This is a genomic window from Neisseria mucosa, from assembly GCA_003028315.1.
Classification (GTDB): Bacteria; Pseudomonadota; Gammaproteobacteria; order Burkholderiales; family Neisseriaceae; genus Neisseria; species Neisseria mucosa.
The window spans coordinates 130430-150965 of the sequence record CP028150.1 but is presented as its reverse complement, the minus strand read 5'-3'; the positions used below and the strand labels follow the sequence as shown (position 1 = coordinate 150965).

The window sequence follows — 20536 nt, the reverse complement described above, 5'->3', positions numbered from 1 at the left end:
AAATCCAGATTCGGGTTGAACTGCACCCCAAAAGTTGGACATCCCCTCCAACTCACAAGGTGCAGTTTTTTTATGAGCAAATATACATTACACTTCAAATACCAAGCCGTACTCCACTACCTGCATATACGCAGCCAGCAGCGTACCGCAGACCACTACGGCATTTCCCGAACCCACCTGAGACGATGGATACGCGCCTATCAAGAAGGCGGTATCGGCGCACTCGAACATCCCCAATCCAAAACCATGCCCCAACACCGCAAAAACCCCTTCATCGCAGATAAACCCGACCAAGAAAAAACGCAGGCAGAGCTTATTGAAGAGTTGTGCTATATGCGCGCAGAGGTCGCCTACCTAAAGGAGTTAAAAGCCCTCAGCCAAAAACAGACCGCAAAGGACAAAGCCAAACCGTCCAAACACTGAGGGCGCAACACCCGCTCAAATACCTGCTGCACATCGCAAACCTGCCCAAAAGCAGCTTTTACTACCATCACCAAGACCGACCTGATCCCGATGAAGCCGACAAAGCCCTCCTTGTCGAAACCTACCGGCGGCATAAAGGACGCTACGGGCAAAGGCGCATTGCCGCAGCATTGGATTGGAACCGCAAAAAAGCAGCTCGGTTGATGAAACAGATGGGGCTGAAAGCCAAAATACGGGCAAAAAAAGCCTACCGCCATCCCGCCATGGGTGAAATATCGGAACATGTAGAAACCAGTAGCGTTGTTTACAGTATTTCCAGGAGAATACTGAAACATGAACATGCACAAAAACACCCGCCTCACCCCGCACCACCGACAAGCCATTTGGCTGGCCTACACGCAGGGGAAGGAAAGCGTCACCTCCCTGGCACGCCGCTACCAAGTCAGCCGCGTCACCATTTACCGCGCACTTAAAGCCGCAAGAGGCAGAATGCTCAAACCGCAAACCAGTACCAACAACCGTTTCAAACAGGCAAAGTACGGAATGAAACGCCTGGCCAAGGTAGAACGCAGCATTCAGGAAAAACTCAAAAAGCAGGCCAAACGCTACAATAAATCCTACCCCGGAGAGCTGGTGCATCTCGACACCAAACGGCTGCCGCTGCTCAAAGGGCAGAAAGCCACCGATAAGCGGGATTACCTGTTTGTCGCCATCGACGATTTCTCAAGGGAGCTATACGCCGCCATTTTGCCGGACAAAACCGCAGACAGCGCCGCCAAGTTTCTGACCGAACACCTGATTGATCCCTGCCCATACCTGATTGAGTGCGTTTACTCCGACAACGGTACGGAATACAAAGGCTCGGCCAACCATGCTTTCGGTGTAGCCTGTTACGAGAACGGGATTGGTCAAAAGTTTACCCGGGTTGCCCGTCCGCAGACCAACGGTAAGGCGGAGCGGGTTATCCGTACCCTGATGGAGATGTGGCATGAGAAACAGTCGTTTGAGAGTCCGGAACATCGGCAAAAGGAGTTGTGCCGCTTTGTTAATTTTTATAACACTGTGAAGCCACACCGCAGTTTGAACGGCGATACGCCGTTTGAGGTCTTACAGGCTTATTTTTCTCAACCTGTTGTGTAAACAACGCGACAATTTTCTACACGGAACACCTCCTCAAACGCCGGTTCAAAGCCCGAAAGCCCAACGAAAAATGGCTGACCGACGTGACCGAACTCAAAGGGAAGGACGGCAAACTGTACCTATCGCCGATATTGGACCTGTTCAACCGCGAGATCGTCGCCTACGCCATGAGCCGCAGAGCCGACAGCGAAATGGTGAAGGAAATGCTCGAAAAAGCCGCCCCCCGTCTGACTGATAAAGGAACGATGCTTCATTCGGACCAAGGTGTGCTGTACCGTACGGCGGGGTATAGGGAATTGCTTGCGGAGCATTCCATGGTTCAAAGCATGTCGCGAAAGGCGAACTGTTGGGACAATGCGCCGATGGAAAGCTTCTTTGCGGTGTTGAAGACGGAGTGTTTCTATAACGCAGGTGAATTGACGGTAGATGAATTGATGAAGCAGATAGATGACTATATGGATTACTACAACCGGGAGCGTTGCAGTTTGAAATTGAAAAAGCTGAGTCCTGTCGCATACAGAACCCAGCTTGCACAGAGCGCCTGAATAGGCTTTTATGAGTGTCCAAGATTTGGGGGCCAGTTCAGGTTTCAGACGACCTTTTTGTGTTGACTGGAATTTTATGAGTGCTTGTTGTTATAGACAAATAAACCGTCAGGCTTGGCTTTGGGAAAGATTAAACGGTTTGCAGGAGATCTATGAAGTCAAAGGGTAGGGATGATTTCACTATACGGTGTTCGCCATCATGATTAACGGATAAGGTTCCAAGCCATTTTGCCGGCAATCAGTTGGAAATGTCGGATTCGAGAATCCGACCTACGGCAAAAACCGTAGCATGAGAATAGAAACCCGTAGCGCGTGGGCTTTGCCCATGAAAAAATTGCAGACGACCTTTTTTACCTAGCATCATCGTGGGCAAAGCCCACGCTACAATGCACACCGACGGGGCAATAGGTCGTCTGAAAACAGGGGGGGAGCAATTTTTGCCGAAACCTCTACCGTCATTCCCGCGCAGGCGGGAATCCATTTTTTAAATTCAGAAACTGTTTTTCAAATTAAGGTTTCTTAGGTTTTACGATGGATTCCCGCCTGCGCGGGAATGATGAAATTTGATGACATACCGGATTTAAAGTTAAGTATGTTTGCTATAGAAAGCCGGATAAATCCGTTATTTCAAATTTAACGAATTTAAATTTGAAATAACAAATCAAAGGTCATCTGAAAATCTGTTTTCAGACGACCTTTTTTGAAATTGCAGTCAGGTCATCGTTACCTTATCGACGTTTCAAATTACCTAATTACCTGAAAGCCTGCCACACCACCCAAGCAATGATTGTCCAAGCAAATACCATTCCCGCTGCCAATATCTTCACAAATACCAGCCAGAGGGCAATCTCCATCTTACGTCCGGTCAATACGCGCCGTACTTTCCGCCGGCCGCCATGTCGATATGCGCGGCGCAGAACGGAAATGCGCTTTTTGCCGTAGCTCAGGAAATCCCAAGTGGCGGCAAAGAGTTCGAGAACGCCAGCTACAAAATCCAATACCACTATTTAAACTCCGTAAAATATACTGGCGTTATAGTAAATCCAAACAAGAAATCCCTATTCCGTCATGTACGCGCAGGCGGGAATCCGAGCCCTGATTTATCAGGAATATTTAGAGGTTGCCGCGACTTCAAACTTCTGGATTCCCGCCTGCGCGGGAATGACGGTAATTGAATCTTCCCTGTTCCAATCCGCTGTAAAAAACGTTTTCAGACGACCTTTTTGATGTTAGGGTTTACAACCCCAACTCCCCCCAAATCTCATCAATCTTAGCTGTAACCGCAGAGTCTTTTTTGATCACCCGCCCCCATTCGCGGTCGGTTTCGCCCGGCCATTTGTTGGTCGCGTCCAAGCCCATTTTGCCGCCGAGCCCGCTGACGGGGCTGGCGAAGTCGAGGTAGTCGATGGGCGTGTTTTCCACTAAAACGGTGTCGCGCACGGGGTCCATGCGCGTGGTGACTGCCCATATGACTTCTTTCCAGTCGCGTACGTTCACATCGTCATCGACCACGATGATGAATTTAGTGTACATAAACTGGCGCAGGAACGACCAGCAACCCATCATCACGCGCTTGGCGTGTCCGGCATACTGTTTTTTCATGCTGACCACCGCCATGCGGTAGGAGCAGCCTTCGGGCGGCAGGTAGAAATCGGTGATTTCGGGAAACTGCTTTTGCAAGAGCGGTACGAACACTTCATTCAACGCCACGCCCAAAACGGCGGGTTCATCGGGCGGTTTGCCTGTGTAGGTCGAATGGTAAATCGGGTTTTCGCGCATGGTGATGCGTTCGACCGTGAACACGGGAAAATGGTCCTGCTCGTTGTAATAGCCCGTGTGATCGCCGTATGGGCCTTCCAACGCGGTTTCGTTCGGATGGATGACGCCTTCCAACACGATTTCTGCGCGGGCGGGCACTTGCAAATCGTTGCCGATACATTTCACCAGCTCCGTCCGCGAGCCACGCAGCAGTCCTGCAAACTGGTATTCACTCAAAGTATCGGGAACGGGTGTTACCGCGCCTAAAATAGTGGCGGGGTCGCAACCGAGCACGACGGCGACGGGATACGGCGTATCAGGATTGAGTTTGCGGAATTCCTGATAATCCAACGCGCCGCCGCGATGCGACAGCCAGCGCATAATCAGCTTGTTTTTGCCGATGAGTTGTTGGCGGTAAATGCCTAAATTTTGGCGTTTTTTGTGCGGTCCGCGCGTTACGGTCAAGCCCCACGTTACCAGCGGCGCAACGTCTTCCGGCCAGCAATACTGAATCGGAAGTTTATATAAATCAACGTCTTCGCCTTCCCACACGATTTCTTGACACGGCGCGTTTTTCACCACGTTCGGCGCCATGCTCCAAATGTCTTTCAGCAGCGGCAGTTTGGAAAATGCGTCTTTAATGCCTTTGGGCGGTTCGGGTTCTTTCAAATACGCCAGCGTCTGCCCGATTTCGCGCAGTTTGGACACGCTGTCCGCGCCCATGCCCATTGCCACGCGCTCGGGCGTACCGAACAGGTTCGCCAACACGGGATAATCGTAGCGCGTGCCGTCGGGCTTAATCGGGTGCTCAAACAGCAACGCCGGCCCTTCGGCGCGCAGCACGCGGTCGGCGATTTCGGTCATTTCCAAATGCGGGGAAACGGGATGCGCGACGCGTTTGAGTTTGCCCTGCTGTTCGAGCATAGCGATGAAGTCGCGTAGGTCTTTGTATTTCATGTTGATCCTTATTTGAGGTCGTCTGAAAACCGGACTTTGGATTTCAGACGACCTGAATCATAGATTGCAATATAGCTTCGGGGCATTCGCTGTTTTCGGCAAAAAACCAATATTCACCATATGGGTTGTGAATACTGAACTTCCAGCCCTTGTAACCGAAATCTATCCACGTTTCGCCTGTTATTTCATCAGAAACGAAGGCGGTAATGGTTCCGCCTAAGCGGACAATTTGCCGCAGCAGGCTCGACGGCGGGTAGGTTTGCGGCAGTTGCAGGAACAGGCGGGAGCCGTTGTGCATGGTTTCGTTCAATAGAGGGCGGTTTGTCATTTGGTCCTTAATAGTCTGCCCCGAATGCCGCCTCTATCCTTGCCTGCGCTTCGGCATATTCTATGCCGTGATAAAAGTCGCGTACCAGCGGATGTTCGCTACCTTGATGGAGTTGCAGCAGGGGACGTCGGTTGTCGGACTGGGTAACGACATTGCAGTGCAGACCGAAGGTGTCGGATTCGTAAGGGGGCAGCCAGTTGCAGATCATGCCGAAATAAACGACGTTTTCCGGATTGTCGTGAAAGTGGCTTTGATAGTCGTTAAAACTCTTTTCGCTGACGGATACCCACACCCCGTATTCCAGCGTTTCCTCATGCCCGATAATCGGAATAAGCAGCACCGCGCGGATAAAGCGGTCGGTTTGGTCGGGATAACGGATGATACAGAAATCAGAATCGCATTCCGCTTGATAAGCAATGCGTTCTTCTTCACTGAGTTGGTCATAGGGAGCGGGAGTGGCAAAGCAGAGCGCCGGCATGTCTTCATGTTTTTCGCCGCAGGAAGTGCAAGTGTACATGATGGATTCCTTTTGAGTTTTAGGCGGGACTGGTTTTCAGACGACCTGTCAGTGTGATACAGGCATTTGTAAGAAACGCTTTTTAACCGTTCAAATAAGGCAGATCCAAAGCTTCACCATAGCTTTCTTCCAAAATTTTGTTGATACGGGCGGCAAATTCAATAGCAGGCATATCGACGGTTTCGGGGTCGTCAGGCGTGGGGAAAATGGCAATGTAGCTGCCAATGTCCATCAGATAGGGAATGCCGTCTTCTAAAAATTCTTCAAGCTCCAATTCGAAGATGCAAAGACTTGCGTCTCCTGCCTGTGCCAAGGATAAGCGGGCAAATTCCAAATCTGACCAAATAGCCAGCGAGGTATGGCCGTCATCATCGCCCCAAAATGACCAGTCTCCTTCTTCGTCTGCCATCACATAAAGACATTCTGCATCGGCAATGTCTTTAACGGCGTGTTCAAAACGTTTTTGTGCGGACAGACGCAGAATAGATTGAATGGCTTGTGGTGGATATCCCATAAGCAGTTTCCTTTTATGACTAATTTGAAGTTCGGGTCGTCTGAAAAACAGGGGGTAGTCTATATTGCACTAGTTGTTTTTCGGCTGTGGTTTTCAATTCCTTCTGCTACGGTGGCTAAGAAATCCAGATATTTCGGGTCTTCGTCCAGCCACGCTTCATCGTCCAAACCCATGTAGGCGCGCATCAGCTCGTCAGCGGCGCGTTCCATATTGCCTAATTCAAACTGCGCCTGTCCTAAACGCAAATGCAAAAACGGGTTGCCGATTGCGTCCGGGCAATACATGGCGTGGCTTAAATGCTCGTGCGCGGCGGCAAAATCGCCACTCAAAAAATCCGCATCGCCGATGGCTGCCAGAATCCATGTTGCCGCTTCCCAGTCGGTTTTCGGTTCGGGCAACAAATCCCATGCCTGCCAATAAAGGTCGAGTGCTTCGGCGTATTGCCCGTCGTCCGCCAAAGTGTCGCCTTGTTCGCAAAGCTGGCAAATAGTGTCGTAGGTTTGGTCGTTTAATTCGCTCATGGTTTATCTCCTCAATGGGTGTGGTTTCATGTTGCAGTAAATCTGCTTTCAGACGACCTTTTATGTTTTCGATTCATTCTGAGTCAGGGTCAATATTATAGTGGATTAACTTTAAACCAGTACGGCGTTGCCTCGCCTTGCCGTACTATCTGTACTGTCTGCGGCTTCGTCGCCTTGTCCTAATTTAAAGTTAATCCACTATAGTGTTGTTTTGCGTTTTCAGACGACGTCTTTGAATGGTTTATCAAACGTCGTCTGAAAATAAAGGTACGGCTTTGTATTTTAATGGCGATGCAGTTTAAACAGCAGCTTTCCGTCGCTGTTTCAGACGACCCCTGTTCCTTACCAATTCACGCGCACTGCCCTGCTGCCGAGCAGTTTTTCCAGTTCGTCGAATAACGCAGAGCTGGGCGTAACCATCCATTTTGGCGGCACTTGAAACTTGCCCGACGCTTTGTCGTTGCTGTACGACAGTTGCAGCGGGATGTGCGATGTGTCGGGCAGGCGGTGGGCGGTGAGGATGGCGGCGAGGCGTGCGATGTCGTGGCCGGGGGCGAGGGCGAGGCTGAGGCTGCGGGCGTAACGTTCGCGCGCCATTTGCAGGGTCATGACTTGGTTTGCCATGATGCGCAGCCCGTCGCCGCCGCCGTAGTCGTCGCGGCTGACTTTGGATTCGATAATCAGCACTTGGTCGGATTTGAGGTAGTCGGCGCAGTTTTCCAGTGTCTGGCCACTGACCATGATTTCAATCTGCCCGCTCAAATCTTCGAGGCTGACGAAGGCGATTTTGCCGCGTTTGCCCATCATGGTGCGCACGGCGGTAACGAATCCGGCGAGGCGCACGCTGTCTTGCGGTTTCAGACGGCCTAATTTGGTCGGGGCGATTTGGCGGACTTCTTGGGCATACGGGCCGAACGGGTGGCCGGACAGGTAAAAGCCGATGACGGTTTTTTCTTCGGCGAGTTTTTCCGATTCGCTCCACATGGGCGCGTCGATGAGCTGCACCGGTTCGATGGCATCTTCCATCATGTCGAAGAGCCCGCCCTGATTGGCGTTGGCGGCTTTTTGGTCGGCGTTGTTCATGGCGAGGTCGATGTTCGCCAAGAGCATGGCGCGGTTGGGTTCGATGCTGTCGAACGCGCCGCCGCGTATCAGGGCTTCGAGGGTGCGGCGGTTCATGTGTTCTTTGCCGACGCGCTCGCAGAAGTCCAACAGGCCGGTAAACTTGCCGCCGCTTTGCCGCGCGGCGATGATGGATTCGACGGCGGCTTCGCCCGTGCCTTTAATCGCGCCGAGTGCGTAGCGGATTTTCATGTTCGGATACGGCGTGAAACGGTAGTCGGATTCGTTGATGTCGGGCGGCAGGAACTCGATGCCGTTGGCGCGGCAGTCGTCGTAGAAATGCTTGAGCTGGTCGGTATTGTCCAATTCAGACGACATGGTTGCCGCCATAAATTCGGCGGGGTAATGGGCTTTGAGCCATGCGGTCTGGTAGGAAATCAGGGCGTAGGCGGCGGCGTGGGATTTGTTGAAACCGTAGCCGGCGAATTTTTCCATGTAGTTGAAGATTTCGTCGGATTTTTCTCGCGAAATGCCTTGTTTTGCTGCACCTTCGGCGAAGATTTCGCGGTGTTTCACCATTTCTTCGGGCTTTTTCTTACCCATGGCGCGGCGCAGCAAGTCCGCGCCGCCGAGCGAGTAGCCGCCGATAATCTGCGCCGCCTGCATCACTTGTTCCTGATACACCATAATCCCGTAGGTCGGTGCGAGGATGCCTTCCAGCAGAGGGTGGATGTATTGAAATTCCTGACCCTTCATGCGCGCGACGAAGTCGGGAATGTTGTCCATCGGGCCGGGGCGGTAGAGCGATACGAAGGCGATGAGTTCTTCAAACTTGGTGGTGTGCGCCGTTTTCAGCATTTTTTTCATGCCGGTCGATTCGAACTGGAATACGGCGGTGGTGTTCGCATCGCGGAAGATTTTGTAGGCGGCCTGGTCGTCAAGCGGGATTTTGCCGACATCGACAATATCGCCGGTGGTGTTTTTGATGTTGTTCTGCGCCATTTCGATAATGGTCAGGTTGCGCAGGCCCAAAAAGTCGAACTTCACCAAACCGACGTCTTCCACGTCGCCCTTGTCGTACATCGATACGGGCGAGGCGGATTCGTCCGCCTGATACACGGGGCTGTAATCGGAAATCTTGCCCGGCGCAATCAACACGCCGCCCGCGTGCATACCCAGACCGCGCGTCAGGTCTTCCAGCTTTTTCGCCAGCGTAATCAGTTCGTCCGCTTCTTCCGCTTCAATCAATTCCTGAATCTGCGGCTCCGCCTTCATCGCGTCGTCCAAACCCAAAGGTTTGTTGGCTTCCAGCGGAATCAGCTTCGACAGTTTGTCGCACAGGGTAAACGGCAATTCCAGTACGCGCCCCACGTCGCGTATCACCGCTTTGGACGACATCGTGCCGAAGGTCACAATTTGGCTCACCGCCTCTGCGCCGTATTTGTCGCGCACATACTCAATCACGCGACCGCGGTTGCTTTGGCAAAAGTCCACGTCGAAGTCGGGCATGGAAACGCGTTCGGGGTTTAAGAAACGTTCGAACAGCAGCGCGTATTTCAGCGGGTCGAGGTCGGTAATTTTCAGCGAATACGCCACCAGCGAACCCGCGCCCGAACCGCGTCCCGGCCCGACCGGACAGCCGTGCGTTTTCGCCCAGTTGATAAAGTCTTGTACAATAAGGAAATAGCCGGGGAATTTCATCTGGATGATGATATTCAACTCAAAATCCAGCCGCTCCTGATATTCCGGCATTTTCGCCGCCCGTTCCGCCTCGTCGGGATAAAGCTGAACCATGCGTTCCTGCAAGCCCTCGTTGGACAGCTTCACCAAATAATCGTCCAGCGACAGACCGTCGGGCGTCGGGAACAGGGGCAGGAAGTTTTTGCCCAGCGTGATATGGATATTGCAGCGTTTGGCAATTTCCACCGTGTTTTCCAAGGCTTCGGGCAAATCGGCGAAACGTTCCAGCATCGTTTCCGGCGGAATGAAAAACTGGCTCGGCGTAAAATCGCGCGGACGTTTCTTGTCCGTCAATACCCAGCCGCCCGCGATGCACACCCGCGCCTCGTGCGCGTTGAAATCGTCGCGGCTCATAAACTGCGTCGGGTGTGTCGCCACCACCGGCAAACCCAATTCCTCCGCCAGCTTCACGCTGCCCGAAACGCAAGCCTCCCATTCGGGGCGTTCGGGCAGGCGTTGCAGCTCCAGATAAAACGCATCGGGAAACCACGCCGCATACTTCAACGCCGCCGCACGCGCCGCGTCTTCATTGCCGTTCAACAGATTCACGCCCACTTCGCCGTAATGCGCGCCGCTCAAACAAATCAAGCCGCTGTTGTCGCCGTTTTCCAGCCATTCGGGATTGAGTTCCGCATGATGGACATTGCGGTCTTTGCCGACATAAGCCGCCGTCAAAAGTTCGCTCAAGCGCAGATAGCCCGCATCGTTGCGGATAATCAGCATGGCGCGGAACGGCTTGTCGGGCGCATTCGGATTGCCTATCCAAATATCCGCCGCCCCGACGGGCTTAATCCCCGCGCTGCGGCAGGCTTTATAGAATTTCACCAAACCGAATTCGTTCATCAAATCGCTGATGCCCAAAGCAGGCAAACCGTATTCCTGCGCTTTGGCAATCAGTTTTTTAATCCGCACCATACCGTCGGTAATCGAAAACTCGGTATGCAGGCGCAGCGGGATGTAGGTCGGCTCGGTCATGGCAAAATCGGCGTGAACAATAAAAGGCGTATTGTAGCAGGGTTGGAAAAAGGTCGTCTGAAAAGGAGTGAAGCGGGGCTTGCCAAAACAAACAAAGTGAGTTTCGCTAAAACGGGCACGGCGGGTTTTCAGACGACCTTGAAAGAAAAATGGTATGTAAAAAAGATAAAATTTTCTATTCTATTTAAATTTTATAAAAAACAAAATAAAAACCGACCAATGTACAAATTTAGCATTCAAACGGTATGAAATTTCCGAAATTTTACGATTTAATTACAACAAAATCTGATATTAAAATATGAAAACCGGGAATTAATATTGCATTTGCAATTCCAGCGGGTACAATGACGCAAAATGCCTATCGGCATAGAGAATGCGGTTTCCTGCATATTTCAATATCAATAAAGACCGCCTGATACGGTTGTATCGTGTTTCAAAAGGGATATATCAGAATGCTCCATATCAAAGTCGTCGTCGTCGGTAGTATCAACATGGATTTAGTAACCCGCGCCACCCAATTCGCGCGCGCGGGCGAGACTTTGCTGGGAAGCTCATTCCATCGCTACATGGGAGGCAAAGGTGCCAACCAAGCAGTTGCCGCCGCACGCCTAGGGGCATGCGTAACCATCATCGGTGCAGTCGGCGACGACGATTTCGGACTGGAAATGGTAACCAACCTCCGCCACGAAGGCATATGTACCGATTATGTCCAAACCATCATGGGACAAAACAGCGGCATGGCAAACATTACCGTTGCCGACGAAGAAAATTCCATCATCGTTATTGCCGGCGCAAATATGTATCTGACCGTTGCCGACATCGAAGCCGCAGAAGAACGGTTTGCCGAAGCCGACATCATCCTCAGCCAGCTTGAAATTCCGATGGAGTGCGTGATAGCCACATCAAAACTGGCAGCAAAATACAACAAACCCTTTATCCTTAATCCCGCACCCGCCCGCGCCATCCCGAAAGAATTGTTGGAGCAAATTACCATCTTAACACCCAACCGCTATGAGCTTGCCGCCAGCTTGGGAGCACCGCAAGGCTTGTCTCCCGAAGAGTTGATTTTAAAATCCCCCTGCCCCGTCCTGATGACTTCAGGCAGTAAAGGCGCTGTATATAAAGACCCCAAAGGCCGTCTGCGCCATGTTTCAGGTTTTAAGGTACAAACCTCCGACACCACGGGTGCCAGCGATGCCTTCAACGGCGCATTGGCAGTATTCTGGCACGAAGGCATAGACATCGCCGTACGCAAGGCCTGCGCCGCTGCCGCCCTGTCTATTACCCGCTCCGGCGCGCAAAACGGAATGCCTTTCGAGTTCGAGTTAAGCGGCTTTCTCGCCTCTCAAAAATAAGGTTTGATGCGGCAGATTTTCCCCTCTGACACACTATCTAAAACTACCTCAAAACGAGAACATCAGAATTTAATATTCTAAAATAATTTATTTTTTTAACTGTTAAGGCGTTTTCCTATGTAAAAAGGACAAACAGATCCGCCGTATTCGAACCTTCTATTAAATTTGGAAATATTTAAATTTTTATATGATAAAAGGTCGTCTGAAACCCAAAATCAGGTTTCAGACGACCTTTTATATTTTCTGATTATCCTTACGGTTTCATCAGAATTTATGAACCATACCCAAAGAAACGGCTTTTTGCTCAACAGACCCTGTTTGAGTCGGCGTCAGGCGGGTTTTGCTGCCCAGTTTCATATAACCGGCATGAGCAAGCATAGAAGTACGTTTGCTGAATTTGTAGTTGGCACCAACTACTACTTGGTCGAATTTATCGACTAGTTTCTCGCCGCTGTTCACGCCTTTTGCCGCCCAGCCGTGGGCGTAAGTGAGGCGCGGGGTCAGGTTGCCGAAGGTATAACCCACGGTAACGGCTGCATCTGCAACTTTGACGGCTTCATTTTTACCGGCATCGGCAGTAATGTCAGTGCCTTTGTACGTATTGAAATCATCGGTAAAGTAACCCAAATATTTATTTGCGCTTTCATGGCCTTTGGTATATTGCGCGCCTACGCCGACGAACAGGTTGTTTTTGTCATAGTAGCTTTCGATTTTAGCGATTTGTGCGGCTTTGATTTTACCGTTCTTGTCGGTGTACGCGCCTTTGTAATGGCCGTAGGCAAGGTTGGTGGTGAAACCGCTGTTTTCATAAGTCAAACCGGCGGTATATTGTTCTTTGCTGGGTTTTTCATGTTTATATTTGTCGTCCGGATTGCGGTTGTCGCGTGGCGCGTAGGACGCATTGAATTTGAACCCGCCGAACGAAGGACTGTCGTAGCGTACGGATGTGGTGCGCACACCGGTGCGTGTGTTGATGCCCAAACCCATCGCGTTGGTTTTATACAACCAAGGGTCGATGGTATCCATCTCGTTGAGCATATTGTTCATATTGCCGACGCGAACCTTACCGAATGAGCCTTCCAAGCCTATGAAGGAATCACGGTTGCCGAAACTTTGGCTATTGGATTCGCCCAAAATGGAAGTGCGCTGTTCCACCTGCCAGATGGCTTTGAGGTCGTCTGAGAGTTTTTCGCTGCCTTTGAAGCCGATGCGCGAGGTATTATCGTTGATGCGGGTTGCAGTCGCGCTTTTTTCCGTACCTTCGTTACCTTTGATTTTCACCTGTCCGGAAGTGATGGTGCTTTTAACTTGTCCGTACAGGACAACTTCGGCGGATGCTGCAAAAGGCAAAGCCGCGATAGTCAGGGCAATAATGGCTTTTTTCATACAAACTCCTCTTTAATCAAAGAATCAAATTTAGGTCTATCGTTTAACAAAAATAAGAGACTCAAAACCAAAAACAGCAAGACCCGTGGAACAATTTGCGCAATCATAATGAACTTTCGATATTTAAACAATCTTTTTCATCTTGATAAGAATTATTATTCATTAGAGTTTAGACTTTTTACAACATTCATCCATTTTTTTATAGTTGATTCAAATAGAAACGCAAACCCACCATTTATGGATAGGTAGGAATTTGAGATTTGAAAGTAGCTTTTCCCCCATACACTTCATCCCGACTCCTAAAACCGGTCTCCACTCTCCCCAAAAATAATGATAAGTCATTTTTATCTGAATGAATATCCGGTATAGTCGTCTGAAAACACAAAAAAGCACCTCAACCGAGGTGCTTTTTCTCTTTTCAGACGACCTTTTTCTGGGCATCAGCCTTTTTTATTGTTCAACGCGGCTTTGACAAACGCGGTGAACAAAGGATGGCCTCTGCGCGGGTTGGACGTGAACTCTGGGTGGAACTGGCAGGCGAAGAACCAAGGATGGTTCGGCAGCTCGATGGTTTCGACCAAGCGTTCACGTCCGGCAGATACGCCACCGATGACCAAGCCAGCCTGTTCCAGCGTGGGAACGTAGTTGTTGTTGACTTCGTAGCGGTGACGGTGGCGTTCACGGATGTGTTCGCTGCCGTAGATTTTGGCGGCAAGGCTGCCTGCTTTCAACTCAACCTCTTGCGCGCCCAACCGCATGGTGCCGCCCAAATCGGCGGATTCGTCACGGGTTTCGACGCTGCCGTCGGCGGTTTGCCATTCGTCAATCAGGGCGACGACAGGCGCGGCGCATTTGAGGTCGAACTCGGTGGAATTCGCGCCTTTCAAGCCTGCCACATCGCGGGCGTATTCGATCAGCGCAATCTGCATACCGAGGCAGATGCCCAAGTATGGCACGTTGTTTTCGCGGGCGTAGCGCACGGCGGCGATTTTGCCTTCCACGCCGCGCGAACCGAAACCGCCGGGAACGAGGATGGCGTCCATGTCTTTGAGCATGGAAACGTCGCCGTTGTTTTTCTCGATGTTTTCGCTGTCAACGAAGGTGATTTGCACGTCGGTTTCGGTGTGGATACCCGCGTGTTTCAAGGCTTCGATCAGCGATTTGTAGGATTCGGTCAAATCGACGTATTTGCCGACCATGGCGATTTTGACGGTGTGTTTCGGATTTTTGATGGCATGGACGATTTTTTTCCACGCGGTCAAATCCGCCTGTTGTACGTTGAGCTGCAATTGCTCGGTAATGATGTTGTCGATGCCTTGGTCGTGCAGCATTTCGGGGCATTCGTAGATGCTGTCCACGTCGTAGCTGCCGACAATCGCGCGCTCTTCCACGTTGCAGAACAAGGCGATTTTGCGGCGTTCGTCCGCGGGCATTTTCCTGTCCATGCGGCAAATCAGGATGTCGGGCTGCAAACCGATACTCAACATTTCTTTAACGGTATGCTGGGTCGGCTTGGTTTTGATTTCGCCGGCGGCGGCAATGTAGGGAACGTAGCTCAGGTGGGCGAACAAAGTGTTGTTGCGTCCCAACTGGCTGCGCATCTGACGGATGGCTTCCAAAAACGGCAGCGATTCAATGTCGCCGACCGTACCGCCGATTTCGACGATGGCGACATCGTAACCCGTCGCGCCTTCGTGGATGCGGCGTTTGATTTCGTCGGTAATGTGCGGGATGACTTGAACCGTACCGCCAAGGTAGTCGCCGCGGCGTTCTTTGGCGATGACGTTTTCGTACACCTGCCCCGTGCTGAAGCTGTTGCGGCGGGTCATGGTGGCGTTGATGAAACGTTCGTAGTGTCCCAAGTCGAGGTCGGTTTCCGCGCCGTCGTCGGTCACGAACACTTCGCCGTGCTGGAACGGACTCATCGTGCCGGGGTCGACGTTAATATAAGGGTCGAGCTTGAGCATGGTCACGTTCAGACCGCGCGATTCGAGGATGGTGGCAATAGAAGCGGCGGCGATACCTTTTCCGAGTGAAGATACGACGCCGCCGGTTACGAAAATAAATTTAGTCATGATGCAGTACCCATGTTGGAATACGGAATTTTACCTTTAAGCGGGTTTTCTGGCAAACGCGGGACGGGATGCGGATGTGGTTTTCAGACGACCTCCACTTCTACCCTTTTGCGTCTAGACAAGGCAATAATTTGTTAAAATAACGTCTGTTTGCGATTACCGATGACGATAAGGTCGTCTGAAAATGTCGGCTTCCTCATCGCCATCCCATGCCGCCGGATGATTCGGCCGGTTTGTTAAGATTAATTGATATGTATAAGTTCCTCCCTATTGTCCACGTTTTGTCCAGACTGGGGCTGCTGTTTTCCATGGTGCTCGCAGTACCGACGCTGATGTCGTATTTTTTTCTGGACAACGCGTTTCCGGCGTTTGCCTACACGGCTTTGGCGACAACGCTGACCTCTTGCGCGGTTTGGCTGCTGACCTTCCATTTCCGCCGCGAGCTGCGCCCGCGCGACGGGTTTACGTTGGTTTTGATGTTGTGGCTGGCATTTGCGCTGGTGGCGGCGATGCCGATCTATATTCACATTCCGGGCATCAGTTTTACCGATGCGTTTTTTGAGGCAATGTCCGGACTGACGACGACGGGCGCGACGGTCATGACGAGCTTGGACACGCTGGCCCCGTCGGTGAATTTTTGGCGGCATATGCTCAACTGGCTGGGCGGCATGGGTATCATCGTGCTGGCGGTCGCGATTCTGCCGATGCTGGGCGTGGGCGGAACGCAGCTCTTCAAGGCTGAAATTCCGGGGATGGACAAAGAAAGCAAGATGGCGCCGCGCATTTCGCAGGTGGCAAAAAAACTTTGGTTCTTCTATACGATGACGACGGCGGCGGCTTTTCTGACGCTGCATTTTGCGGGAATGAGCTGGTTTGACGCGCTTTGCCATGCGATGTCGGCGGTGTCGCTGGGCGGTTTTTCGACACACGATGCCAGCATCGCTTATTTTGATTCGCTGACCGTCGAATGGGCGATCATGTTTTTTACGCTTTGGGGCGGTGTGAATTTTGCCACGCATTTCACGGCGCTGACACGGCGTTCGCTCAAATCTTATTGGCAGGACGAGGAATGCCGCGTACTGCTGGTGCTGCTGGCGGGCAGTATTTTGATGTCGGCGGTGTATCTGTGGCAGAAGGATTTTTATGCAACCTTTGGGGATTCGCTGCGTTTTGTCAGCTTCAACTTTGTCTCCATCGGACTGGCAAGCGGTTTTTCCAACACGGATTTCGCGCAATGGCCGCTGATCGTGTCGCTGTGGATGTTTTTCCTGTCCAACCTGTTGGCAAGCTCCGGCTCTATGGGCGGCGGCATTAAAAACGTGCGGGCGTTGGTCTTGTTCAAATTCAGCCTGCGCGAGATGATGATTCTGCTGCACCCGAAAGCGGTGCGCACGGTCAAGGTCAACGGGCGCATGATTCCCGACCGCATGGCGCTGACGGTGATGGCGTTTATTTCGATTTATTTCATGACGACGATTGTGTTCAGCTTTTTGCTGATGGCAAGCGGGATGGAATTTATCTCCGCCTTCACCGCCGTCATCGCGTGTATTACCAATGCGGGCCCGGGCTTGGGCGAAGTCGGGCCGGCAGGCAGCTATGCGGTATTGAGCGATGTGCAAAAATGGCTGTGTTCAGCCGTGATGCTGCTGGGCCGCTTGGAAATTTTTACGGTGTTGATTTTGTTGACACCGGCTTATTGGAAAAAATAAAGACAGGTCGTCTGAAAACGGATTTCCGGTTTTCAGACGACCTTTTTGCTTCACTGACACATCTTCATTACCGCACAACAGCTTTTCCTACCGTTACGCCTTCTATACATCCTTCTCATGACAAGAATGCTACAATTGGCATATTTTTACCGTTATCGGACAGGTGTTTTATGCAGTATTTCTGCCTACTCATCCCCATCCTCATTGGCTATTTTCTTGACGAAATGACCGTCGGCGTCATTTTCGGCTCTATTTTATGGTTGTTTGCGCGTGAACTCGGCAAACCGCGTCAGGAAGAACATGATGCGAAACTGCAAAATCTGGAAAAAGAAATCGAGTTGCTGAAGCTGCGTTTGACGGCTTTGGAACATGAAACCGTTCATGATGAAGCAGGAGTCGGGCAGGCGCGGAAACTGCGTGCTGTTTTGTCCGAACATGCCGACGATATTCAGACGACCCCTGCGCCGCTTCATGAGAAGGTTGAGCCTGCGGCGACTGCGGACAATGCGCCTGTCGAGCCGCACATCGAACCGGTTGCCACCCCCTCTTTTTCTACACCTGTTCCCCCTGTTTCCGCCGAACCTTCCGTGCAGCCCGAACCTGCTCTGTACGCAGACAGCGTCGAAACACCTGCCCAAGTTTCCGCTATTCAAGAAGACGAACGCAAACAAGACGCGCCTGTCCTGCAAACGTCGTCTGAAAACGAAGCGCCGATGTCGTCTGAAAATATATCTGAAAACGCAGACGCAGATTCTCGTGAAACCGTTATCCATAAAGAGGAAGGTTTCGATTTCAAATTCTCCGAAAACCCCATTGTTGCTTGGTTCCTGCGCGGTAATCCGCTGCTGAAAACCGGTATCGTGGTGCTGTTCCTCGGCTTGGCGTTCCTCTTGCGCTATGCCTCCGAACGGATTTATGTGCCGGTGGAAATGCGTTACCTGACCGTGGCAGGCGCGGGTCTGGCGGCGGTCATCGGCGGCTGGAAGCTGCAAAGCCGCAAGCGCGAATACGGCTTGGTGTTGCAAGGCTTCGGCGTGGCGGTGATGTATCTGACCTCTTTGGCGGCGTTGAAACTGCATCCGCTCTTGCCCGCACCGATTGTGTTCGTGCTGATGGTGGCGATGGTCGTATTGATGGCGTTGCTGGCGATCAGGCAAAACGCGCAGATTATGGCGCAGGTTGCCTTGGTCGGCGGTCTGGCGGCGCCCATCCTGGTATCGGACGGCAGCGGCAATTATTTGGTGCTGTTTTCCTACCTTTCCCTGCTCAATGCCGGCGTAGCGGCGATTGCTTGGTTTAAGGCATGGCGGCCGCTGAACCTGACGGGCTTCGCCGGAACTTTCTCCATCGCCGCGTTGTGGGGCATGCAAAGCTATACGCCGCAGCATTTCACCACCACCGAGCCTTTCCTGATTTACCACTGGCTGCTCTACACCTTCATCGCCTATCTGTTCGCCCGCCGCAAGCTGACGGAAAGCCGCGAAGACACGCTCGCGCCCGTTGCCGACAATGCGACGCTGGAAGAAATTTGGAACAGCATCTGCTCCCACGGCCTGCGCGTCCACGTCCTCGACCATACTTTATTGTTCGGCACGATGGCGGCGGCGTTCGGACTGCAATACCGCATGGTGGAACACTGGCCGTCTGCGGACGCATTCTCCGCGCTGGGCTTCGCCGCCGTTTACGGACTTGCCGCGCTGATGCTGAAACGGCAACAGGGTTTGTATATCCTGCGTCAGGCGTTTTTTGCCCTGTCGCTGCTTTTCCTCACGCTCGCCGTTCCGCTTCACTTTGAACGCGGCAACACCGTCATCCTGTGGACGGTAGAATCCGCGCTCGTGTATTTCTTCGGGCTGCGCCAACAGCGTCCGCATATGCGTTTGGGTGCGCTCGTCGTGTATCTGCTGGCGGCGCTGACCCAACTGAGCGGTTATCAGGAGGGAGGATCGACCATCCTGCAAGGTCAATGGTTTACCACCCTGCTGACCCTGTTCGGCGGCGCAGCAATTTACCTGCAGTGGCACCTCTACCGCCGTAAAGGCTCGGCACACTGGGAACACACGCTTCAAAACGCAACCCTCTGCGCCGCCCTACTCTACACATCCATCCTGCCTTTACTGTTTTTCGCGGAACGCGGCAGCATCATCATTTTCTCTGCTTTGGTGGCAGCTTGGGCGTTCTGCCGAGGCAAAGGCAAGTCGGACGTGTTCAGCACATTCGCCTTGGGCAATGCAATCTTTATCCTGCTCTTCCAAGCCTCGATTAATAATGAATCCAACGGCTTCCTGACACACTGGCACCTCTTTGCCGCCGCGCCGCTGCTGTTTGCCGCTGCCTACATGCTGCAATATTCGCGCGTCCAAACCGAAGCATCGGAAAACCAAGGCAAACAAGACCAAACCCTCCCGTTCTCGCAGATTGCAGGCTGGGCTATCCTCGTTATCGCCCTGATGTTGGGCGGCTTCGCCACCTATACCCAATGGACGGGCGAAGAAACCCTGTTCATCGAGCTTTGGGCATTGCCGATATTCACTACCTTGCTGCTGCTTGCCAACCGTTTGAACTGGAAAGAGCTTTTTCAGACGACCTTGGCATTCCTGCCCTTGTTTGCCCTGCACTTCATCGGCTATCACCTCGAACACCTATGGACGGCCGCTGCAGCCCTGCCGCTTGCCGCCGCTACCGTGTTGAACTTCATCATCCTGAACAACCGCCGAACCAATGCGCCTATCGGCTTGCACAAACTCAACATCATCCTGATCGGCATCCTTTGGTCGCTTTGGGCAGGAATGTATGTCGGCGATCGTCTCGACGGCGTTTGGTCGCAGCTCTCGTGGCTTGCCGTACCGCTGATCATGTGGGTCGTCCTCCATACGCAGCGGCAGCGCGGCTTTTTCAGACGACATCAAGCTGCCTATCAGCATTCCGCCCTGCCGATAGCCGCCCTTGCCGCGGCAAGTTGGATGATATGGACGAACTTCTCTACTCCGTTCCAACCCACGCCGTTGCCGTATATCCCGCTGCTTAACCCGCTGGAACTCGCCTGCGCCGGAATGCTGTGGTTCGCCCTGAAGTCCCTGCCCGAAGCTCTGCCTGCAGAATACCGCCGCGTGAACGCGCCCGGCGTCGCCGCCCTCGCATTCATGGTCATCAGCGCGGGCGTGATGCGCCTGTGGCACTTCTACGATGGCATCACTTGGCAACTCGACATCATGCTCCAATCCTTCGGCCTGCAAGCCAGCCTCTCCGTCGTGTGGGCAGTTACCGCCATCATCCTGATGGTGTACGGCAACCGCCGCAAACTTCGCCCCTTCTGGATAACCGGCGCGGCGCTGATGGCCATCGTCGTCATCAAGCTCTTCCTCATCGAGCTTTCCAACAGCGGCGGCATCGCCCGCATCGCCTCCTTCATCATCGTCGGCGTGCTGCTGCTCTTGGTCGGCTGGTTCGCGCCCGTTCCGCCCAAAGCGGTGGAAAACGAAGAGGACAAAGCATAGCCCAGTCCCCCAAAGCAAAGGTCGTCTGAAAACC

Annotated in this window: 15 protein-coding genes and 3 pseudogenes; 9 read left to right on the top strand and 9 right to left on the bottom strand. The window is 52.4% G+C overall.

From position 1 onward, the window contains the following. The first annotated feature begins 2 nt into the window (after nt 1-2). From NM96_00775 to NM96_00755, 5 genes and pseudogenes are all read left to right on the top strand, one after another. Nucleotides 3-423 (top strand): annotated as a pseudogene (locus tag NM96_00775) (transposase). After that, the gene (locus NM96_00770) at nt 327-896 is read left to right on the top strand and encodes a hypothetical protein (GenBank protein AVR78091.1); all 570 of its coding nucleotides are present in this window, start codon (nt 327-329) and stop codon (nt 894-896) included. Before NM96_00775 ends, NM96_00770 begins: the two are co-directional and overlap by 97 nt. Beyond that, nucleotides 757-1563, top strand: a complete 807-nt coding sequence (locus NM96_00765; GenBank protein AVR78090.1) for an IS481 family transposase — start codon at nt 757-759, stop codon at nt 1561-1563. The genes NM96_00770 and NM96_00765 overlap by 140 nt, the downstream gene beginning before the upstream one ends. Nucleotides 1564-1574: 11 nt before the next feature. After that, a complete protein-coding gene (locus NM96_00760; GenBank protein AVR78089.1) occupies nt 1575-2108 on the top strand; it encodes a hypothetical protein in 534 nt (177 codons plus the stop codon). 312 nt (nt 2109-2420) lie between these two features. After that, a pseudogene (locus NM96_00755) lies at nt 2421-2631 on the top strand (hypothetical protein). A gap of 229 nt (nt 2632-2860) precedes the next feature. Here NM96_00755 and NM96_00750 read toward each other — a convergent pair. The 6 genes from NM96_00750 to NM96_00725 all read right to left on the bottom strand — a co-directional run bounded on the left by NM96_00750 (nt 2861) and on the right by NM96_00725 (nt 10480). Continuing rightward, a complete protein-coding gene (locus tag NM96_00750) occupies nt 2861-3112 on the bottom strand; it encodes a hypothetical protein (protein ID AVR78088.1) in 252 nt (83 codons plus the stop codon). Nucleotides 3113-3344: 232 nt separating this feature from the next. Next, on the bottom strand, nt 3345-4823 hold the full coding sequence (locus tag NM96_00745; GenBank protein ID AVR78087.1) for a 4-hydroxy-3-polyprenylbenzoate decarboxylase: 1479 nt from the start codon (nt 4821-4823) through the stop codon (nt 3345-3347). A 335-nt stretch (nt 4824-5158) separates the two neighbouring features. Next, a complete protein-coding gene (locus NM96_00740; protein AVR78086.1) occupies nt 5159-5668 on the bottom strand; it encodes a DUF2199 domain-containing protein in 510 nt (169 codons plus the stop codon). A gap of 82 nt (nt 5669-5750) precedes the next feature. Beyond that, nucleotides 5751-6182: a DUF2750 domain-containing protein gene (locus NM96_00735; GenBank protein AVR78085.1), complete on the bottom strand. Its 432-nt coding sequence runs from the start codon at nt 6180-6182 to the stop codon at nt 5751-5753. 59 nt (nt 6183-6241) lie between these two features. Then, nucleotides 6242-6703, bottom strand: a complete 462-nt coding sequence (locus tag NM96_00730; protein AVR78084.1) for a tetratricopeptide repeat protein — start codon at nt 6701-6703, stop codon at nt 6242-6244. Nucleotides 6704-7045: 342 nt separating this feature from the next. After that, a complete protein-coding gene (locus tag NM96_00725) occupies nt 7046-10480 on the bottom strand; it encodes a DNA polymerase III subunit alpha (protein ID AVR78083.1) in 3435 nt (1144 codons plus the stop codon). On the opposite strand from NM96_00725, the gene NM96_00720 reads away from it, so the two are divergent. Then, nucleotides 10445-10729 carry a hypothetical protein gene (locus tag NM96_00720; GenBank protein ID AVR80219.1) on the top strand — a complete coding sequence of 95 codons (285 nt, stop codon included), beginning with the start codon at nt 10445-10447 and terminating at the stop codon, nt 10727-10729. The genes NM96_00725 and NM96_00720 overlap by 36 nt on opposite strands. A 203-nt stretch (nt 10730-10932) precedes the next feature. Next, nucleotides 10933-11835, top strand: a complete 903-nt coding sequence (locus NM96_00715) for a ribokinase (protein ID AVR78082.1) — start codon at nt 10933-10935, stop codon at nt 11833-11835. Between the two features lie 264 nt (nt 11836-12099). Here NM96_00715 and NM96_00710 read toward each other — a convergent pair whose 3' ends face one another. From NM96_00710 to NM96_00700, 3 genes and pseudogenes are all read right to left on the bottom strand, one after another. Then, entirely contained in the window at nt 12100-13221 is a 1122-nt protein-coding gene (locus NM96_00710; GenBank protein AVR78081.1) for a porin, read from the bottom strand. Nucleotides 13222-13661: 440 nt separating this feature from the next. Then, nucleotides 13662-15296 (bottom strand): CTP synthase, encoded by a 1635-nt coding sequence (gene pyrG / locus NM96_00705; protein ID AVR78080.1) that lies wholly within the window; start codon nt 15294-15296, stop codon nt 13662-13664. Continuing rightward, nucleotides 15293-15358, bottom strand: a pseudogene (locus NM96_00700) (chaperonin). The gene pyrG and the pseudogene NM96_00700 overlap by 4 nt, the downstream one beginning before the upstream one ends. A 189-nt stretch (nt 15359-15547) precedes the next feature. On the opposite strand from NM96_00700, the gene NM96_00695 reads away from it, so the two are divergent. Together NM96_00695 and NM96_00690 are read left to right on the top strand one after the other, a co-directional pair. After that, nucleotides 15548-17005, top strand: coding sequence for a potassium transporter Trk (locus tag NM96_00695; protein AVR78079.1), 1458 nt, complete (start codon nt 15548-15550; stop codon nt 17003-17005). 170 nt (nt 17006-17175) lie between these two features. Further along, nucleotides 17176-20502, top strand: coding sequence for a DUF2339 domain-containing protein (locus NM96_00690; GenBank protein AVR78078.1), 3327 nt, complete (start codon nt 17176-17178; stop codon nt 20500-20502). Nucleotides 20503-20536 lie beyond the last annotated feature (34 nt).

Coding starts and splice junctions, on each gene's coding strand:
- NM96_00765 (AVR78090.1), top strand. CDS start 757: ATGAACATGCACAAAAACACCCGCCTCACCCCGCACCACCGACAAGCC.
- NM96_00745 (AVR78087.1), bottom strand. CDS start 4,823: ATGAAATACAAAGACCTACGCGACTTCATCGCTATGCTCGAACAGCAG.
- NM96_00740 (AVR78086.1), bottom strand. CDS start 5,668: ATGTACACTTGCACTTCCTGCGGCGAAAAACATGAAGACATGCCGGCG.
- NM96_00735 (AVR78085.1), bottom strand. CDS start 6,182: ATGGGATATCCACCACAAGCCATTCAATCTATTCTGCGTCTGTCCGCA.
- NM96_00730 (AVR78084.1), bottom strand. CDS start 6,703: ATGAGCGAATTAAACGACCAAACCTACGACACTATTTGCCAGCTTTGC.
- NM96_00720 (AVR80219.1), top strand. CDS start 10,445: ATGCAGGCGCAGCGGGATGTAGGTCGGCTCGGTCATGGCAAAATCGGC.
- NM96_00725 (AVR78083.1), bottom strand. CDS start 10,480: ATGACCGAGCCGACCTACATCCCGCTGCGCCTGCATACCGAGTTTTCG.
- NM96_00715 (AVR78082.1), top strand. CDS start 10,933: ATGCTCCATATCAAAGTCGTCGTCGTCGGTAGTATCAACATGGATTTA.
- NM96_00710 (AVR78081.1), bottom strand. CDS start 13,221: ATGAAAAAAGCCATTATTGCCCTGACTATCGCGGCTTTGCCTTTTGCA.
- pyrG (AVR78080.1), bottom strand. CDS start 15,296: ATGACTAAATTTATTTTCGTAACCGGCGGCGTCGTATCTTCACTCGGA.
- NM96_00695 (AVR78079.1), top strand. CDS start 15,548: ATGTATAAGTTCCTCCCTATTGTCCACGTTTTGTCCAGACTGGGGCTG.
- NM96_00690 (AVR78078.1), top strand. CDS start 17,176: ATGCAGTATTTCTGCCTACTCATCCCCATCCTCATTGGCTATTTTCTT.